This is a genomic window from Streptomyces sp. NPDC048473 (assembly GCF_043200155.1).
Taxonomy (GTDB): domain Bacteria; phylum Actinomycetota; class Actinomycetes; order Streptomycetales; family Streptomycetaceae; genus Streptomyces.
On sequence record NZ_JBICXE010000027.1, the window covers coordinates 39,399 to 57,631 of the forward strand.

Annotated in this window: 18 protein-coding genes; 8 read left to right on the top strand and 10 right to left on the bottom strand. The window is 68.9% G+C overall.

Features of this window, described 5'->3' with window-relative positions; all coding sequences use genetic code 11:
* Positions 1 to 39: 39 nt before the first annotated feature.
* Together ACGFU7_RS32760 and ACGFU7_RS32765 are read right to left on the bottom strand one after the other, a co-directional pair.
* Entirely contained in the window at positions 40 to 963 is a 924-nt protein-coding gene (locus ACGFU7_RS32760) for a carbohydrate kinase family protein (protein WP_393700676.1), read from the bottom strand.
* 89 nt (positions 964 to 1,052) lie between these two features.
* On the bottom strand, positions 1,053 to 1,640 hold the full coding sequence (locus ACGFU7_RS32765) for a TetR/AcrR family transcriptional regulator (RefSeq protein WP_393700677.1): 588 nt from the start codon (positions 1,638 to 1,640) through the stop codon (positions 1,053 to 1,055).
* 132 nt (positions 1,641 to 1,772) lie between these two features.
* Here ACGFU7_RS32765 and ACGFU7_RS32770 point away from each other — a divergent pair, with 132 nt between their 5' ends.
* Complete coding sequence (locus tag ACGFU7_RS32770; protein WP_393700679.1) at positions 1,773 to 2,828, top strand: alpha/beta hydrolase; 1,056 nt, start codon at positions 1,773 to 1,775, stop codon at positions 2,826 to 2,828.
* A gap of 42 nt (positions 2,829 to 2,870) precedes the next feature.
* Here the strand turns inward: ACGFU7_RS32770 and ACGFU7_RS32775 are convergent, their stop codons facing one another.
* Positions 2,871 to 3,866 carry an Lrp/AsnC family transcriptional regulator gene (locus ACGFU7_RS32775; RefSeq protein WP_393700681.1) on the bottom strand — a complete coding sequence of 332 codons (996 nt, stop codon included), beginning with the start codon at positions 3,864 to 3,866 and terminating at the stop codon, positions 2,871 to 2,873.
* A gap of 210 nt (positions 3,867 to 4,076) precedes the next feature.
* On the opposite strand from ACGFU7_RS32775, the gene ACGFU7_RS32780 reads away from it, so the two are divergent.
* The 4 genes from ACGFU7_RS32780 (at position 4,077) to ACGFU7_RS32795 (ending at position 8,361) form a co-directional block, all read left to right on the top strand.
* Positions 4,077 to 5,516: a UbiD family decarboxylase gene (locus ACGFU7_RS32780; protein WP_393700683.1), complete on the top strand. Its 1,440-nt coding sequence runs from the start codon at positions 4,077 to 4,079 to the stop codon at positions 5,514 to 5,516.
* Between the two features lie 136 nt (positions 5,517 to 5,652).
* A complete protein-coding gene (locus ACGFU7_RS32785) occupies positions 5,653 to 6,327 on the top strand; it encodes a UbiX family flavin prenyltransferase (RefSeq protein ID WP_393700685.1) in 675 nt (224 codons plus the stop codon).
* Between the two features lie 43 nt (positions 6,328 to 6,370).
* Positions 6,371 to 7,192, top strand: a complete 822-nt coding sequence (locus ACGFU7_RS32790; protein WP_393700687.1) for a hypothetical protein — start codon at positions 6,371 to 6,373, stop codon at positions 7,190 to 7,192.
* 701 nt (positions 7,193 to 7,893) lie between these two features.
* The gene (locus ACGFU7_RS32795) at positions 7,894 to 8,361 is read left to right on the top strand and encodes a glycosyltransferase (RefSeq protein WP_393700689.1); all 468 of its coding nucleotides are present in this window, start codon (positions 7,894 to 7,896) and stop codon (positions 8,359 to 8,361) included.
* 143 nt (positions 8,362 to 8,504) lie between these two features.
* Here ACGFU7_RS32795 and ACGFU7_RS32800 read toward each other — a convergent pair whose 3' ends face one another.
* Entirely contained in the window at positions 8,505 to 10,013 is a 1,509-nt protein-coding gene (locus ACGFU7_RS32800; protein WP_393700691.1) for a glutamate synthase subunit beta, read from the bottom strand.
* A gap of 509 nt (positions 10,014 to 10,522) precedes the next feature.
* Here ACGFU7_RS32800 and ACGFU7_RS32805 point away from each other — a divergent pair.
* Positions 10,523 to 10,711, top strand: a complete 189-nt coding sequence (locus ACGFU7_RS32805; protein WP_393700693.1) for a hypothetical protein — start codon at positions 10,523 to 10,525, stop codon at positions 10,709 to 10,711.
* Positions 10,712 to 10,791: 80 nt separating this feature from the next.
* On the top strand, positions 10,792 to 12,000 hold the full coding sequence (locus ACGFU7_RS32810; RefSeq protein WP_393700694.1) for an MFS transporter: 1,209 nt from the start codon (positions 10,792 to 10,794) through the stop codon (positions 11,998 to 12,000).
* 135 nt (positions 12,001 to 12,135) lie between these two features.
* On the opposite strand, the gene ACGFU7_RS32815 is transcribed toward ACGFU7_RS32810, so the two are convergent.
* The 6 genes from ACGFU7_RS32815 to ACGFU7_RS32840 form a co-directional block, all read right to left on the bottom strand.
* On the bottom strand, positions 12,136 to 13,380 hold the full coding sequence (locus tag ACGFU7_RS32815) for a cytochrome P450 (RefSeq protein ID WP_393700696.1): 1,245 nt from the start codon (positions 13,378 to 13,380) through the stop codon (positions 12,136 to 12,138).
* Positions 13,377 to 14,333: an amidohydrolase family protein gene (locus ACGFU7_RS32820; RefSeq protein ID WP_393700697.1), complete on the bottom strand. Its 957-nt coding sequence runs from the start codon at positions 14,331 to 14,333 to the stop codon at positions 13,377 to 13,379. The genes ACGFU7_RS32815 and ACGFU7_RS32820 overlap by 4 nt, the downstream gene beginning before the upstream one ends.
* Positions 14,330 to 15,217, bottom strand: a complete 888-nt coding sequence (locus ACGFU7_RS32825; protein WP_393700698.1) for an NAD(P)-dependent oxidoreductase — start codon at positions 15,215 to 15,217, stop codon at positions 14,330 to 14,332. The genes ACGFU7_RS32820 and ACGFU7_RS32825 overlap by 4 nt, the downstream gene beginning before the upstream one ends.
* The gene (locus tag ACGFU7_RS32830; protein WP_393700700.1) at positions 15,214 to 15,552 is read right to left on the bottom strand and encodes an antibiotic biosynthesis monooxygenase family protein; all 339 of its coding nucleotides are present in this window, start codon (positions 15,550 to 15,552) and stop codon (positions 15,214 to 15,216) included. The genes ACGFU7_RS32825 and ACGFU7_RS32830 overlap by 4 nt, the downstream gene beginning before the upstream one ends.
* Before the next feature lie 197 nt (positions 15,553 to 15,749).
* Positions 15,750 to 16,487 carry an SAM-dependent methyltransferase gene (locus ACGFU7_RS32835; protein WP_393700702.1) on the bottom strand — a complete coding sequence of 246 codons (738 nt, stop codon included), beginning with the start codon at positions 16,485 to 16,487 and terminating at the stop codon, positions 15,750 to 15,752.
* 226 nt (positions 16,488 to 16,713) lie between these two features.
* On the bottom strand, positions 16,714 to 17,628 hold the full coding sequence (locus tag ACGFU7_RS32840) for an NADP-dependent oxidoreductase (RefSeq protein ID WP_393700703.1): 915 nt from the start codon (positions 17,626 to 17,628) through the stop codon (positions 16,714 to 16,716).
* Between the two features lie 226 nt (positions 17,629 to 17,854).
* Here ACGFU7_RS32840 and ACGFU7_RS32845 point away from each other — a divergent pair, with 226 nt between their 5' ends.
* Positions 17,855 to 18,232 (top strand): hypothetical protein, encoded by a 378-nt coding sequence (locus ACGFU7_RS32845; protein ID WP_393700705.1) that lies wholly within the window; start codon positions 17,855 to 17,857, stop codon positions 18,230 to 18,232.
* Position 18,233: the final 1 nt, after the last annotated feature.

The window sequence follows — 18,233 nt, forward strand, 5'->3', positions numbered from 1 at the left end:
GTGGGTCGCTGCCCGCGGCGTCCGGGCCCGCCCGGAGGTCTACCGACTCCTGCTCCGGACCTGATCCGACGCCAGAAGGGTTTCCTGGTCAATGAGGGCGGTGGAACCAGGAGCCGTGCAGGCGTGAGCACCTGCTACGGCGCCCAGTCGGGCACATTCCAGGGCGTCCCGGCCCGCGAGTCTCCCGTAGAGGAAGCCGCAGACGAAGGCGTCACCCGCGCCGTTGGAGTCCACCACCGGTGCGGGTGGAACGGCTGCCGGGATGTGGTGCGGGACCGAGCCACCGTCCCGGGTGAGGACGTAGGAGCCGTCTGCCCCCGCCGTGACGACGACGGTGTCCGCGCGGCCCTTGCGGAAGATCTCGAGCATCAGGGCGGTGGCATCCTCGCTCGCGCCCGCCGCGCTGAGGAACACGAGGTCGGAGCGGAGCGCGAACTCCCGGTGGTGTTCGGCCAGCCCGTCCCAGTCGTGCAGATCCGTGGAGACGGGGACGCCGAGATCCTCGATGTCGTCGTAGAGGAAGCGCGCGAAATTCATGATGGAGAGGTGGACGTGGCGGGTGCGCCGCAGCCGGGGAAGGTAGAAGTCCCGGGGCATCCGCAGGTCGGCCGGGTCGCGGGCGTCGTAGAAGGACATCCGGCGTCCGGTCGCGTCCACCAGATTGACCGCGCGGCGGGTGCCCGCTGAGGAAGTCAGCGGGGCGAACTCCACATCCCCCGCGGCCAGCCGCTCACGCACCTGCGCGCCCGTCCAGTCGTCGCCGATGCAGTCGAGCAGCGCGACGTTCAGGCCGAGCGCCCGGGTCCCGAGGGCCACATTCCCTCCGGTATGGCCGGGCCACTCCTCGATCGGCCCGACATGGACCGAGTCGGCGAGCGGAACCGGCAGGGAGTCGACGCGGACAATGGTGTCCACCCCGCTGCCTCCGACGACCAAGACGTCGTAATCCGCGTGCTGTTGCATCACCGTTCCGCCTCTCTGTTCCCGCCGCGGCCCAGTATGGCGTGGCTACCTGAGCCGGGCGAGGAGTCAGCGACTGCCGACGACCAGGGTCATGGAGCCCCCAGCCCGTCCAGGACCAGGTCGGCCAGGACGCGCGGCAGATCTTCGTCAAGGGGCTCCCGGGTCAGCAGCACCCTGCTGTGAAGGGGGGCGATCAGGGCTTCGAGGGCCACGCGCGGATTCACCCCGGTCCGGAGTTCCCCCCGGTCGATTCCGCGTTCGATCATCGTGGCCGCCAACTGGATCCTCGACTGCCAGAACACTTCGCGGGCCGCGGCCAGTTCCGGATCCTCCACCGTGATCACGGCCGCGCGGGCGAGGGCTCTGCCGAGGGGGCTGTTGAGGTACTCCACCACCGAGGTGGCGAAGAGGTACAGGTCCTCGCGCACCGAACCGGTGTCCGGCACCGGTACACGCCGGTCGCTGACGGCGAGCAGCGCGTCGGTGATCAGATTCTCCCGCGTGCGCCAACGCCGGTAGACGGAGGTCTCGTTCACCTCGGCCCGAGCGGCGACATCGGCAAAGCTGAGCCTGTTCACGCCGTTCTCGACCAGTGCCTCCACAGCAGCGTCGAGCACGGCTTGGCGGACACGTGCGCCCCGGCCGCCAGGGCGGCGCCGGATCTCGTCCTCGGTCATGTGCATCACTCCTCACATCCATATTAACGCCAAGTTTCTTGCTTTTATCGTCGGCGTGAGTCATGGTTCTTAACGCAAGATTTCATGCTTTTAGCTTCACCCGCGGTGACGCTGCCGCGTTAGGAGTTCGACATGTCGTACGTATGGCCGCTGGATCCGCGTGATCTGTTCACCGAGCGCTATCCGCAGATGCTCGGCTTCGGACTGCCCGCCCAGGACGTCGACGCGACCCGCGCCACGATCAAGGACATGTGGCCGGACGCACCGGCCGGCTGGGTCCACGAGTGGTCGCAGCTCGCCGCCCGCTACGCCGCCGCAGGCCGGCACGACCTGACGGCGCTCGCCTACGGCTGGGCGAAGTTCCCCACGCTGGCCGACGAGCCCAAGCGCACCGCGCTGGCCCGGCAGGCCGAGCAGTACGAACTGGCCTCGACCGGCTTCCCGGTGGACTTCGAGCGCCGGGTCCTCACAGTCCCCCACCAGGGCGGCACGGCCCGGGTCGCGATTCATGTCCTGGCCGCACCCGGCCTGCCCGCCGACGCACCCGTCACACTCGCGAGCGGAGGAGTGGACTCCTGGAAGATGGACCTCCATCCGCTGTGGGTGCCACTCGCACTTCAGTCCCGTACCCGGATCGTCACCTTCGACCTCGCCGGCACGGGCGAGACCAGCCACCTCCCCATGACTCACGACGGCGGCACCGAAATCATCGAGGGCCTGATCACCGAGGCCCGCAGGCTCGGCAACGGCAAGGTGGCGCACCTCGGCATCTCCATGGGCGGCTACTACTCGGCCCGCACCGGCCTCTCGGGCGCGGTGGACGCCTCCGTGGTACTCGGCGGCCCCGTGGAGGCTTCGTTCGCACCCGGCCGCGGGTTCGCATTCGGCATGGAGGGAATCGTCGGCAACGCGCTCGGCTTCGACCGGCCCCCGAACCCGGAGGAGCAGTCCGACGCATTCGCCCGCTTCAACCTGCGCCCGCTGCTCGACCAGGACGTTCACGCCCCGATGCTCGTCATCAACGGCACCGACGACGTCCATGTCCCCCAGCACGACACCCTCGTTTTCCAGGGCCGCCGTGACACCCGGGTCGAACTCGTCCCCGGCACGGGACACTGCGCCATCTCCAAGCTCCCCGAAGTCCTGCCCACGATGGTCGACTGGCTCAGGCAGACCCTGACCACCTGAACCGTAAGAATGAGCGCTCCGGCACGCCGCGCGCAGGAGCGTTCATTCGTACGCTCCTGCGTCCGGCCGACCCCGTTTCCGTGCGACGGTTCCGGTGTGTTTGAGGGTGCGGATGATCGGGGCCGTCTCGACCGTGTCGATGCCCGGGAGTGTTCCGATGCGGTCGGTGAGGTAGTCGTAGAGGTGCTCGTCGTCGTGGCACAGGACGGTGGCGAGAAGGTTGGCAGGTCCCGTCGTGGCGGCGGCGTACGCCACTTCTGGGTGGTCAGCCAGTGCGGCGCCGGCAGCCGCGAGCTGCGAGGGCCGCACCGACATCCACAGGGCGGTACCGGCGGGGTTGCCGAGGGTGCGCTCGTCGATGTCCAGGACGAAGAAGAGCGCTCCGGCTGTACGCAGGTGCGCGATGCGGCGGCGCACCGTCGACTCGTGGCAGCGGGCCTCGACGGCGAGCGCGGCATGCGAGGTGCGGCCGTCGCGGGCCAGCACGGCAAGCAGGACGTGGTCGAGGTCCGTGAGTTCCACCGACGTTGACCGGGCGTCGGGTGGTGGGTACGAGGGGGTGAGTGCGTCCTTCTGTTCCTGGTTCAGGACCGATGCGGGGCCGTCCCACGTGGTCGGGCCGCCCTTGAACAGCCTCAGCAGGCGATGCGCGGTGACCGAGGTGACCCGGCGGCTCGCGGGGATCCGGTCCATCAGCAGCGCGTCCCGGTCACGGTCGCTGTGCACCGCGAGGTGGCAGATGATCTCGGTTCCGCCGGAGGCCAGCTTGACCCATCGCGTGTCCTCCCGCCGGGCCAGAGCCTCGGCGAGACCGAGCGAAGCGCTGGGGACGCACTGGAGCCGCAGCACCCACACGGACTGCCCGACGGGCCTGGGGTTGAGCCGGCCCACGACGCGCAGACCGGCCGTTTCGCGCAGACCGGCGTAGCGGCGGGCGATCATCTGGTCCGAGACGCCCAGGACCGAGGCAATCCGGCGCAGCGGCGCACGGCCGTCAATCTTCAGTGCATGGATGAGCTGCAGATCGAGGGATTCCATGCATTCAGAGTCTAACCAGCGTGAAAACCGGCATGCGGGAGTGGACTCGTTGCACCCGGTCCAGGCCGATCCGGATCCTCGGTGTGCAGGCCGCGCGGTCACCGTCCGCGCGGAACTGCACCCCCTGCGGCGCTGCTCCAGGTGCAGCTGCCGCCGTCAACGAAGAGGAGGACGGGAGGCGTGGGCGCATCGCCCGCCCCCCGACGGCACATGAGCGCATTCCGTGACCTTCGGCACTACATCGACCACATGGCCGAGACGCTCGGGAAGGACGAGGTCCTCCGGATCGACGGCGCGGACCGGGATCTGGACATCGGAGGCATCACCGAACTGATGGCGGAGAAGGAAGGCCCCGCCCTGATGTTCGACAACATTCCCGGCTTTCCGGCGGGGTACCGGGTGTTCACCAACTTCATGGGGACCGCCGCCCGTACCGCAGTGGCACTCGGGCTGCCGCCCGGCACTGCGAAGCTGGACATCGTGCGGGCCTGGAAAGACCTGAGCAAGCGGATCGAACCGATCCCTCCGGTCGAGGTCACCACCGGCCCGGTCCTGGAGAACGTCCTGACCGGCGACGACGTGGATCTCGGTATCTTCCCGGCACCCCAGTGGCACGACGCGGACGGCGGCCGCTACATCGGTACCGCCTGCATGGTCATCGCCCGCGACCCCGACAGCGGCTGGGTGAACATCGGCACGTACCGGGCCTGCGTCCAGGGCCGCGACCGGCTCTCACTGTGGATGCTCGGCAACCGGCACGCCAGGGCCATCGCCGAGAAGTACTGGGAGAGCGGCCGGTCCTGCCCGATCGCGGTGGTGGTGGGCCAGGACCCGATCCTCTCGACCGCCGCAGCGATCGCCGCACCTTCGGGGATGTCGGAGTACGACCTGGCCGGCGGACTCCGTGGACAGGGGGTCGAGGTCCTGTACCCCGAGGGCAGCAGCCTTCCCGTCCCGGCGCACGCGGAGATCGTGATCGAGGGCGAGATGCCGCCGCTCCACGAGGAGTCCGTGCTGGAGGGCCCCTTCGGGGAGTGGACCGGCTACTACACGCACTCGGGCCAGGAGACCGTCGTCCGGGTGACCCGGATCCTGCACCGGAACGATCCGATCATCCTGGGTGCCCCGCCGATGCTCCCGACCGTCCCGGCCGGCGACCAGGCCGTACCCCTGTACTCGGCATCGGTGACCTGGGACCACCTGGAGGCCTCCGGTGTGCAGAACATCAAAGGGGTGTGGGCCTACGCCCGGCAGCTCCTGATGGTCGTCTCCATCGAGCAGACCGGCGCGGGGGACGCCATGCACGCGCTGCTCGCGGCGGCCGGGCGCAAACGCACCGGCGGCATGGAGCGGTACTTCGTCGTGGTCGACGAGGACATCGATATCACCGACATCAACCACGTTCTGTGGGCGATGTTCACCCGCGTCGACCCGTCCGAGTCCCTCCAGGTACTGCGCGCGCCCACCACTGCCATCGATCCGCGGCTCTCGCCCGATCGCCGTGCCGCCGGTGACCTGTCGATGGGCATCGTGCTGATCGACGCGACCAAGCCGTTCGCGTGGAAGGACCGGTACCCCGCGGCCAACCGCTTCGACGAGGAGGCCCGCGCGGGGTTGCGCAGGCGCTGGGAGGGCGTCCTGTCGCTTTGAGCCGACAGCACCGGGAGGGGAGGCAGCGCTGCCCCCTCTCCCCCGCCACCGGGAGGCGGCCGTCCCATCGCGGGGAGGCGTGGCCGCGTCCCCTCCCGGCCGGTCCGTCCTCGTCCCGCCGCAACAGGAGTCCGCTGTGACAGCCGCACCACCCACTCGCCTCGTCGTCGGAGTCACCGGCGCCACAGGGGCACCGATCGCCGTCCGTCTGCTGGAAGTCCTGCGGGAGGTGCCGGAGGTGGAAACCCATCTCGTTCTGAGCACCTGGGCACGCTCCACCATCGAGGTGGAGACTCCCTATACCAGCAGGCAGTTCACCGAACTTGCCGATGTGACCCACAAGTTCGGCGAGTTGGGAGCCACGATCTCGTCCGGCTCCTATCCGGCCGCCGGCATGGTCATCGTCCCGTGCAGCATGAAGACACTCTCGGCAGTACGGCACGGCCTCGCCGACAATCTCATCTCCCGCGCAGCCGACGTCACTCTCAAGGAGCGGCGCCCGCTGGTGCTCGTACCCCGGGAAACGCCACTGAACGAGATCCATCTGGAGAACATGCTCGCCCTCTCCCGCATGGGAGCCCGCATCGTCCCGCCGATGCCCTCCTTCTACGACACCCCGAGCAGCATCGGCGACCTCGTGGACCACATCGTCATGCGGATCCTCGACCAGTTCCCGCTCCCGGCCGCCACTGCGGACATCGCGGAGCGGTGGCCGGGCCTGTCCGACGCCCGCGACCGGGTGGTCCATCGACATCGAGAAAGCGGAGTGGGTGCTGCGCAGAACCGGTCACGGCTGCACGGGACTTACTGACGCGCTCTGGTCAGGCTTGGAAGCATCGTCTATTCCTGTCCACATGGATGGTGTGTGGTGGCTCGTCCTGAGCACGAGCGGGCTCCTGGTGATTCTCAACCTGGGCATAGGCGCCCTGGCGCTGTGGAGTCACCGCGGCGGTCTGCGGGCGACGGAGCTGCTGATCGTGTCGGGAGAGCTGGATGTGTATCACGCGACATGGCTGATCGGGCCCGGATACGAACAGTCGACGTCCTGGGGAAGGGAGCGTGAAGCGGCCGAGACGGCCTTGCGGTCACTGACCGCGGCAGGGCTGCTACGGCTCGACCAGGACGCACGGCTCGTACCGTCCACCGAGGCGGACCAGGAGGGTGTGCAGTCTGCGGAGCATCCGCTGGTCCTGGAGGCGTGGCAGTTCGCCTTCGGTTCGTGGTCCGCCGGACACGCTGTGACGGTGTGGGCGCTCGCCGCTCATCCCGCTTTCAGGACAGCCTGTGCGGCCCATGCGGAGCGGCTGTCCGGCTACCTGCCGTCCTACCGCACGCGACACGACAACCGCGCCCGGCGCGCGCCGCGCGCCGCAGGTCTGATCGTGGCGGGATGGGTCACGCTCAGCACCTGCCTGCTGCTGGCGTGGAGCGTCTTCGGCGAGCGCGACACCGGTCCCGAACAGGGCCCCGAGAGTGTCGTCGGTGTGATGGCGGCGACGCTGGCCACCGCTGTGCTCTCCGTGATCGTCCTGGTGGCGTTGCACTTCTTCATCTGGCAGGCATGGCAGGACCGGTGGCCCCGGCGGCTGCGCGCACACTGTCAGGGCGTGGTCCAGCAGGAATCCCGCTACTGGATCCCCCTGTCGCGCATCCCACGGGGTGACGAAGACCGCTGACCCGGCCTGTGATTACTCCTCACACAGACACAACGGCCCGCGAGTTCACAGCTCGCCACGGGAGCCCGTGCGTAGTATCCGGGAAATGATCGACAATGGCGGACCGGTGGTGGCATTTCATGCTGTGAACTACACGGGCATCGGGCATGTTTCTCGACAGACGGCGCTCGCACGGTACGTGCGGCAACGGCACGCGGATATCACGCCCGTGGTCATGAGCCCATGTGCGGCGCTCAGGGAAGTTGCTGATGATCTTCCGAGCCTGGCACTTCCCTGCATTCCCGATGTCCGTATGTTTCCGGCCCGGATTTCACGGGCGGTGGATGAGGCCATTGGATCCGCTCTTGCGGCACTTCAGCCCGCAGTTCTGGTGTACGACCACATTGCGTGGCCCGCGTTGCGGAAGGTGGCCGATGCGCAGGGGATCTCGCAGGTGCTGTGTCTGCGCCCCCGACGGGATCCCGAGACTTTCCACTTCGGGCAGGAGTCTCCGGCCCCCTACATGGACTTGATCTATGTGCCGGAGTTTCCTGACGAGCATCCGGAGCTGCGCGCGATGCTGGAGGAGACCGGTTCGGAGGTGATCTGGACCGGGCCGGTGCATCGGCAGCCTGTTCTCACAGAAGGGGAGGCGAGGGTGCGGCTCGGCGCCGAGGCCGATACGAACGTCTGTGTAGTGATGTCGGGGCGGCGGAAGCGGGATGGATTCGCAGGAATTCATTCAGGCATGCCTCAAAGCATTTCAGCGCGTCGAGGCCGGATCTCTGCTGGTGGTTCTGGTGGTGGGTCCGCTCATGCAGGGGCAGGTGAGTATTCCTGGCCGGTTCCCGCATGCTCTTCAAGTGCAGCGTGGCGGCATCGGTGTCCCGGATCTGCTCGGCTGCGCCGATGTGGTGCTGTGCCGGGGCGGTTACGGTTCGATGAATGAGACCGCAGCGAGCGGTGCACGGGTGCTGGCGTATCCGGCGGACCGTGGCATTGACGATCAGGCGGAACGGGTCGGCCAGTTCGCGGAGCGGGGAGTGTGCGAGATGATTGCGAGCCTTGACCCGGCAGTGCTGGGAGAGCAGATCGGCAGAGCGCTCGGCGCCGGCCGAAGAAAGACAGTGGCGCCACCCTCCGATGGTCTCGAACGGCTGGCCGACCGTATTGCTCAGCTCGCCCATTGAGGAAAATGCGCCGCTGCCCGTGGTCAGAATTCACCATCGATCTCTCGATCTCTCGATCTCTCGTGCTCTCGTGCTCTCGTGCTCTCGTGCTCTCGTGCTCTCGTGACGGAATCCTCAGGTCGGCATTGGTGTCCTGGAGGTGCTCAGGCGACCAGGGGCCGGTCCTGTGGGGCGATGGGCGCCGGAAGCACCGTGGAGCCGTTCAGATAGCGGTCCGTCGCGGCCGCGGCGGACCGTCCCTCGGCGATGGCCCACACCACGAGGGACTGGCCGCGTCCCGCGTCACCGGCGATGAACACCCCGCCGGTCCCGGTGCGGGATGTCCGCTCGGCCGACTCCGCCGTTTCGGCCGCGAAGGCAGCATTCCGGGCGAAGTTTCCCCGGTCGTCCAGCGTGAGCCCGAGCTGCCGCATCAGGCCGGTGCCCCGTTCGGGGCCGAAGAAGCCGAGGGCGAGCAGGACCAGATCCGCCGGGATCACCTGTTCCGTCTCCAGCCGCGGCCTTCTGCCCTCGGGCTCCACTTCTGCCAGGCGCAGCGCGCGCACCCGGCCGGACCGGTCCCCTTCGAAGCTGAGGGTGGCGGAGGCGAAGACTCGCGGATCCTCGCCCTCTCGCCCCCGGGCCTCTTCATGAGCATGCGATATCCGATAGACCTTCGGATACACGGGCCAGGGCTCGGTGTCCCGTCGGGTGTCACCGGGCTCCGGATTGATGTCCAACTGCACGACGGAGGCGGCGCCCTGACGCAGCACGGTGCCCAGACAGTCCGAGCCCGTGTCCCCGCCACCGATGATCACCACATGTCTGCCCTCGGCGGTGACGACAGGCACGTCGTGGTCGCCCTCCGCGACCCGGTTGGCCAGGGTCAGGTAGTCCATGGCCTGGTGGATGCCGTACAGCTCGCTGCCCGGGACGGGCAGCTCCCGTTGGCCCGTGGCTCCGACGGCGATGACGACCGCATCATGTCGCTCAGCGAGCTCGGTGGCGTCGAGATCGCTGCCGACGTCCACACCTGTGCGGAACTTGGTGCCCTCCGCCCGCATCTGCTCGATACGGCGGTCCAGGTGGCGCTTCTCCATCTTGAACGCGGGGATGCCGTAGCGCAGCAGTCCGCCGATGCGGTCGGCGCGCTCGTAGACGGCGACCGTGTGACCGACGCGGGTGAGCTGTTGTGCTGCCGCCAGCCCCGCGGGGCCGGAGCCGACGACGGCGACGGTCTTGCCGCTGAGCCGCCCGGGCGGTTGCGGTGTCGCGTATCCGCGCGCCCAGATCTGGTCGGCGATCGTCTGTTCGACATTCTTGATCGTCACCGGATCGGCGTTGATCGTGAGCACGCAGGCGTCCTCACACGGTGCCGGGCACAGCCGTCCGGTGAACTCCGGGAAGTTGTTCGTCGCGTGCAGTCGCTCGGCCGCTGCCCACCAGTCGCCCTTCCTCGCGTACGCGTTCCACTCGGGGATGAGGTTTCCCAGCGGGCAGCCGCTGTGGCAGAACGGTATGCCGCAGTCCATGCAACGCCCCGCCTGCTCGGACACGAGTGGAAGCCGCGCCTGCCCCGCGTAGACCTCGTTCCAGTCGCTCAGCCGTTCCTGGACGGGGCGCGCCGGGACGGGCCGACGGGGAGTCTTGAGGAAGCCGTAGGGGTCGGTCATGCGCCGCCTCCGTCGCTCACTCGCGGTGCACAGGCGTTACGGCCAGACTACGCCTCCCTATCACTACGACCACCTGTCGCCTGTACGGGTGGTGCATCCCTGGGCACGGTCGTAGCGTCGATTCAGGAACAACTGCTCAAAGAAGGGCGCCCACCACCACCGACGAGTGCTTCTGGCGCGCAGACCGCAGCGCGGGGCGAGTCAGGCGTACCCGGAGGGCCACCCGGGCTCGAAGAAGAGGCAGCTGGGGAGCCGATATGCAAAGAGACAAGTTCAGAGCGGCGGTCCTGCTGTGTGCTGCCACAGCGCTCGCAGCAGCAGTAGTGCCGGCATCCGCATCCGCAGGGTCACGCGGGCCCGCTCGCGTAGTGGCCGTCGACTGTTTCTTGAATTCGCAGGTACGCCCCGGCGACTTCTTGCTCGCCTGCGGGGATGGCAACAACCACCTCATCGCTCTTCGATGGTCCGATTGGGGACACACATCCGCTGTGGGCAGAGGACTCGACGCGGTGAATGACTGTCAGCCCTTCTGTGCCGCAGGCAGGTTCCACTCCTACCCCGTCATCGTGAGGCTCGACCGCCCGGAGTCCTGGAAGAAGCACCCTGAGCTGAAACACTTCACCCGGCTGCAACTCACCTACACCGGCGGCAGGCCATCGCAGACGCCGCGGGACGTGACTTACAAGCTCTGGGACTGACGAACCTCACGTCCCCCGGTCCGTCTCGCCACCTCGTGCCGGGTGCCTCTGCGGTGGGGGCCACTCGTAAGGTGACATGTGTGATCGTTCGCGAGGGCGCAGTGAACGCAGGCGGTGGTCGGCGACCGGGCTATCCGGCCGCGGCAGTGGTTTTCGCCATCGGGATGGCCGGGACCACTCTGCCCACGCCGTTGTACGGGCTCTACCAGAAACAGATCGGGTTCTCCGAGCTGATAGTGACCGTTGTGTTCGCCGTGTATGCCGTCGCGGTCATCACCGTGCTTCTGGTGGCGGGAAACTACTCCGACGTGGTCGGCCGCAGACCGGTGCTCCTGTGCGCCATGGCATTGTCGGCCGCGAGTGCGGGCTGCTTCCTCCTGCAGAGCGGTCTGCCTCTGCTCTTCGTGGGGCGGCTGCTGTCCGGCTGCGCGGCCGGCCTGCTGAGCGGCGCGGCGACAGCGGCCGTCATCGAGCTGGCCGGTCCGGGTCAGAAGGCGCGGGCCGGGTTCGCCGCCACCGCGGCGAACATGGGTGGTCTGGGCTGCGGGCCGCTGCTCTCCGGCCTCCTCGCGCAGTACACGCCCTGGCCGCTGATGCTGCCGTTCTGGGTCCACCTGGGGTTGGTCGCTGTGGCCTGTGGGATCACGTGGTTCCTGCCGGAGACCGTGGCGGAGCCGAAGCGATGGCCTCCTCTGACGCCGCAGGGAGTCTCGGTGCCTCCCGAGGTGAAGGGTGTGTTCACGCCCGCCTCGCTGGCGGCGTTCGCCGGCTTCGCGCTTCTCGGGCTGTTCACGGCGGTCGCGCCGAGTTTTGCCGCGCAGACGCTGGGTGTGCGCAACCTGGCTGTTTCGGGCGCCGTGGTGTTCTCCGTGTTCCTCGCTTCGACCGTCGGGCAGTCCTTGACGCAACGGATCGGCGCGCGCCTCGCGCTCCCCGTGGGGTGCGGCATCCTCGTCGTGGGCCTGCTGCTGGTGGCGTCATCACTGATCGCCGAATCCATGCTCCTGCTCGTCCTGGGGGCCCTGTGCGGCGGTGCCGGCCAGGGACTGGCCTTTCGCGCGGCACTCACCCTGGTCAGCGGTGCGGCCCCGGCACAGCATCGCGGCGGCACCATTTCGGCGTTCTTCGTCGTCGCCTACACCGGGATCTCGGTGCCGGTGGTGGGGGTCGGCGCCATGGCCACATGGCTCGGGCTGCGCCAGGCCGGGCTGATCTTCACGGGCTGTGTGATGCTGCTGGCGGTGGGCGCGGGAACGTACTCTGCGCGCAGGCTGCCGGCGGAGGCGTAACCGGTCACGGCGGCGATCGGGACGTCGGACACCCACCGCGTCCGGAACCAATGCCCCGAGCGCGTCCGGGCCGCCCCGGGGTCTCCGAGGCGGCCCGGACAGGACGTCGGGATGTCGGCGGTCTCCCGCTGCCGGTCACGGCACAGCGGGCTTGAGCACGACAGGCAGCTCCGCGAGGCCGCGGAAGGCCGGGAACGGAACCTCCATCCAGGGCGCCTCACGCGCGGGGTCTGCCAGAGCCACCCTCGGGAAACGGCTGAACAGACCCGTGAGAGCGAGTTGCGTCTCCAGTCTGGCCAGAGGCGCTCCCAGACAGTAGTGGATGCCGTGCCCGAACCCCAGATGGGCACTTTGCGCATTTTCCGGCCGGGTCACATCGAACTCGTCCGGAGAGTCGAATTTCAGCGGGTCGCGGTTGGCCGAACTGAGCGCGATCTGGACGAGGGATCCCTTCGGAATCAGCGTCCCGGCGATCAGTACGTCCTCGGTCGCGAAGCGGAACGTCGCGCTCTCCACCGAGCCGTCGTAGCGCAGCAGCTCCTCCACCGCGTGTCCCATCAGCTCCGGGTTCTCCTGCACGGCGCGGAGCTGCGCAGGATGGGTGAGGAGATGGTGGACGGCGTTGCCGATGAGGTAGGCGGTTGTCTTGTGACCCGCGAACATCAGCAGAAACGCTGTCGAGATCAGCTCCTGCTCGGTGAGTCCGCCGTTTTCGTCGCCGGCCGCGGTGAGCGCGCTGAGCAGGTCCTCACCGGGGTGGCTGCGCTTGCGCGCGAGGAGATCCGCGAAGTACGCGTACAGGTTCTCCTCCGCTTCCTGCTGGGCCAGCTTGGATTCCTTGCTGAATCCTGTCTGCGCCACCGTGGTGGACAGGCGTTGCAGCTCGGACCGTTCGTCCGGCGGTACGCCGAGCAGTTCGCAGATCACGATGATCGGCAGCGGGAACGCGAACGCGGGCAGCAGGTCGACCGGTTCGCGGGTTGCGCAGTTGTCCAGCAGCGTGTCGACGACGTCCTGGATCCGCGGTCGCAGCGACTCCACGCGGCGCGGGGTGAACGTGGAGCTGACCAACTTGCGCAGCCGGGTGTGCTTGGGCGGGTCGGAGTTGAGCATGTGGTCGTCCAGAGATACGGACGAGTCACCGAAGATCCTTCGGTAGGCGTCCATGGCCCCGTACATGTCCTTGCTCAGCCGCGGATCCGCCAGGGCCGCCCTCGCGTCCTCGTACCGCGTGATCAGGTACGTGTCGATGCCGTGCGGCGGCCGCATGGGGCAGACGGGCGCCGTATCCCTGAGGCTCGCGTAGACCGGGTGCGGGTTCCGTCGGAACTCGGCGGTGCACCGCTCGGCTGCGGCGGCCGGATCGTCCACTGTGGTCACGGACGGCTCCTGAGGTCGAAGAGGGCCTCGGCGTTGCCGCCGAGGATGAGCTGCTGGGACGCCTTGTCGATCGGCAGCTTCTCGATCATGTGCATGAACTCCTCCAGGGGCACGGACATCGGCGGCGAGTCGGTGCCGAACAGCATCCGCTCCGGCCCCAGCACCTCTGCGTTGAGGCCCAGGTGCGCCGGGCTGAACGTGCTGGTGTCGACATACATGCGCTGCAGCGCGCCGCCCGGGTCGGCCGCCGGCGGGGTGGAGGACGGTGCCGGCGGCTTGCCCCCGCCCCAGTGCCGGGGACGCGCCGCCGTCTGCAGGCGTTCCGGCAGCAGCGCCAGAGCGCCGCCGCCGGTGGCACCGATCAGCCGCAGATCCGGATATTTGTCCAGCCACCCCGCGAACGCGATCATGGCCATGCCCATGGTCACGTCGCCGAACCGGCCGATCTGCTCGACGAAGCCGAAGTCGTCGACCCGGTCCGTGCCGATCGGTTCGGCCGGGGCGTGCACCAGGACCGGCACCCCCGTCTCGGCGGCCAGTGCGAAGAAGGAGTCGGCTCGCGGGGAGCCGACCAGTTCGCCGTGGACGCTGGAGGTGGTGATCAGGCCGACGAAGGCGGGATCCGCCAGCGTCTCCCGGACTCCCTCCAGATGATCGTCGTCGCCGAACGGGTTGGCGTACACGTAACCGCGCAACTGGTCGGGGAAGGTGGCGATCAGGCCCGACATCCAGGCGTGGAAGCCACGGAGCCGGTCTCGCGGTTGGGCGTAGTTGTCGACGCCCGGGACTCGCGCCATGGCGCCGGCGCCGACCGGGCTGCCGATGATGGTGAGGTCGATCCCGGCCTGGGCGCGGGCGGCCAGCATTCCGTCGACGTCGGTCAGGCTGGGAGGCATGGGGAAGCGTCGGGCGGCCTCCGGTGGGGACAGATGTCCGTGGATGTCGATGATCACGTGTGGGTTCCCGGGTTCGGTGTGAGTGCGTGGGCGACCGCGACACAGTCCTCGTCGCCGTGCCCCTGGTCGGTGGCGCGGATGTGGGTCTGGGCGGCTGCGGCGACGAGAGGGAGCCGCAGTCCGGCCACCGCGGCCTGGTCGGCAGCGAGCAGGAGGTCCTTGGCCATCAGGCTCAGCCGGAAGTCGGGCTTGTCGAAGCGCCCGGCTGCCAGCCGCTTGGACTTGAACGCCATGACGGGCGAGGCGAAGCCGCTGCCGGCGATCGTGCCGAGGACGAGCTGCCGGTCGAGTCCGGTGGCCGCCGCCAGTTCGACGGCCTCGGCCAGAGCCTGCACCTCGATGCCCATCAGCAGGTTGAGGATCAGCTTCATCCGCATGCCGGAACCGAGTTCGCCGAGGTGGATGACCTCCTTGCTCAGCAGTTCGAGCAGCGGGCGCCCCGCGGCGAAGACCCGTTCCTCGCCGCCGACGAACAGCCGCAGCTCTCCGCTGCGGGCGTGCTCCCGGTTGCCGAGCATGCCGACGTCCAGAACGGAGTGCATGTCGCCGGTGAGGCGGACGACCTCTTCGGGGGCGACCGTGCTGGCGCAGACCAGGGCTCCGGGGTACGGGCCCCTGGTCTGAATCCCGTCCGGTCCGTGGAGCACGGCGGCGAGGGCTTCGCCGTCGGTCACGGTGCAGATGGCCGCGCTCGTGCCCTCGACGGCATCGGCCGGATGGGCTGCGGCGACGGCGCCGGCCTGCGCGAGCGGTTCGGTCCGCCCCGCGGTGCGGTTCCAGACCCGTACCTGAACGCCCTTCTCGAGAAGGCGGGTAGCCAGGCCGGTGCCCATCGTGCCGAGCCCGAGGACGGCGACGGGGCCAGTGGTGGGGGGCGTCATGACTTCACCCCCACGGTCTCCTGAATGACCCGGTATCGCAGCGACTGGGTCCGGTCGACCCAGTCGCGCAGCGGAGCCAGCAGTTCGCGATGGTCCTCGCCCTGTTGCCAGGCGAAGAAGTGGTCGGGCGTCTCCCACTCGCTGGTGATCACCCACTGGCGGGAGTCGTCGATGGGTTCTCCCAGCCGGTCGATGATGTGTCCCGGGACGCTGGCGACGGAATTCCGTATTCGCTCGTACGCGTCCAGAAACCCCTGCTCACCGCCCTCGATGACGTGGACCGTGTACACCACGGAAAGCTTGTCGGCCGAGCGGCCGTTCTGCTCGGTGTGCATGTCTCCTCCTGAGGGCTGAGATCTGTCAGAGCACGACTCCACAGAGTCATGGCTCCTGTGGCCACGCAACTCCGGCGTGGCCACAGCCCAATGGAGAGAGGGCAGCCCTCACGTTTGCTGGCCCGGTCGGGTGAGATCCGAAGGGCCTGCCCGGGGGCCCGGGAGTGCCTGCACGATCGACCGGGGCTTGTCCCGGGTCAGTCGGATGTCCGACGCAGCACCAGACCGACGAAACCCCACATGTCCCGGTAGACGCGCAGCCATTCGGTGCGGCGGGTCGCCGCCGTCTCACGTACCTGCGAGCTGTCCGGGTCGGCGGGGTGGTCCAGGGCCCAGGAGGCCAGTGCTCCCCAGCAGGCCCACTCGTAGTCGTCCAGCTCACGGCGCGTGCTGATATGCCCGTGGACGGGAGTCCACCCGTCGGCGACGACGCGGTCCAAGGTCGTCGCCAGGCCGGTGAAGTCCCCGAGCATCTCGACGGCCTCCGGTGACGGTTCACGTTCCCAGAAGCCCTCACCGATCAGGACGCGTCCGCCGGGAGCCAGGTGCTTGCGCGCCGCCGCGAGGGTGGACAGCAGGCCGCCGAAGGCATGCGTGGCCCCGACGCTGAGTACCAGGTCGAACGAGTGCGTGGAACGGAAGTCTGCAGCCTCCTGGTGGTGCAGTGCGAGGCGCGTTCGGACGCCGAGGTGGCTCGCGGCCTCACTGGCCTGCCGAAGCGCGTCCTCGGAGTTGTCGACGCCCTCGGCGAGCAGGTGCGGGTGTGTGTTCAGGGCGCGCAGAAGCCATTCCCCGCTGCCGCAGCCCAGGTCGAGCACCCGCTCGTCGCCATGTGGGACGCCACGTTCCAGCAGTTGTCGCACCGATTCGTCGTCGAACGGGGACTTGATCGGGTGGTCGGCATGGGCAAGCCTGGAGATCTGTTCACGGTTCACCGGCGCAGCCTGACAGCACCGAAAGTGGCACGCATGTTGTTTTCAGCCGCGGACCGGACGCCGTGACGGGCAAGCAGATGTTGGATGCTCAGCGGCACCCATCGGTTCAGCGGCGGGTACGTCCACGGGGCGCGGAGCCGGTCACGCACCGGCCGTTGCAGGGGCGGCATTCTGCCCAACTGGCCGTCGGCACAGGGGACATCGCACCGCCGGCCTGCCCGGCCGGTCAGGGCAGCAGTACCAGCTTCCCGCGTACGTGCCCTCCCTCGCTCAGTTCATGCGCCTTCACCGCATCGCCGAGAGCGAAGGTCCGCGCGACCGGCACCCTCAGCCGGCCCGCCGCCGCGGCCCGGGCGTTCTCCGCGAGTCGCGCGTTGCTCCGCTCGGTGCCGCCGGCCGAGAACGTCACCCCGTACTTCGCCGCGTCCATGTCGGCGATGGTGACGATCCGGTCGGTTGTGCCGCCGCGCAGCTCGATGGAGTCGGGCAGCGCGCCCCGGCCCGCCGCGTCGAAAACCGCGTCCACGCCCTGCGGGGCGGCCTCTCGTACCCGGTCGACCAGGCCTTCCCCGTACGCCACCGGAATCGCACCCAGTTCGCGCAGATAGGTGTGGTTGGCCGGCGAGGCCGTACCGATCACCGTCGCGCCGCGGGCCAGCGCCAGCTGAACCCCGGCCGAGCCGACGCCTCCGGCCGCGCCGTGCAGCAGCAGGGTGTCGCCGTCGCCCACCCCGAGTTCGTCGAGCACTCGCGCCGCGGTCTCGGTCACGACGGGCAGGGCGGCCGCGTTCTCCCAGCTCAGCTCGGTGGGCTTGGGGGCGATGGCGTCGGCGTCGGCCAGCGCGTGGGTGGCGTAGGCGCCGGTGGCGCTCCAGCCGAGGACCTCGTCACCGACCGCGAATTCGGTGACCTCGTCGCCCACCTCGTCGACGACCCCGGCGAATTCGCTGCCCGGCGTCGCGGGGAGGGCGGTGGGGAACACCTGCTCCATCCAGCCCTTACGGATCTTGTAGTCCACCGGGTTGACCCCCGCCGCCCTCACCTTCACCCGGACCTGTCCAGGGCCGGGGTGCGGGTCGGCGCTCTGCGCGAGGTGCAGAACACCGGGTCCGCCGAATTCCTCGAAAACGATCGCTTCCATCTCTGTCTCCCTGGTCGATGAGCTGTGTGTTCAGTGGCCTTGTGTTCAGCGGCTCCGCATTCAGTGGCTCCGCGTTCAGCGGCCGCATGTCGTATGCCGTGTGCCGTGGTCGGCGACGTGATCCAGCGTCGATCCTTGCGGCCGCGGACCCGGCTCGCCTTTCGGGCGGTTCCACCTGCCCGAAAGGCGAGCCGCCCGGGTGAAGGCCGGTCGTACGCTGGCTGCCATGGAGCTGATCGGAACCGGGCCGAAGACCACGCCACGGACCCTCGACACCCTGAACGCCGTGGCCGCGCTGAATGCCGCGGCAGAGTTGCTTGCCTCCCCTCCGGACCTGCTGCTGCCACGGCTCTCCCGGACCCTGGGCGACACCGTCCCGCACCTGGCCGCCGCCGAGTTGTCCACCCATTGCGCGCATTCGCCGTTCAAGACGACGGGTGATCCTGAGGTGCCGGGGCGGATGAGCGCAGCGGAGATGGACCGGCTGGTCGCGACGGTGGCGCCCGGCCACCCGCTGGTCGGCCCGTCCTCGGCGGGGCCGAGTGTCCCGTATTGGCCGTGGCCGGCGAGGCGACGTCCAAGGGCGCGCTCCTGGTGCTGGTAAG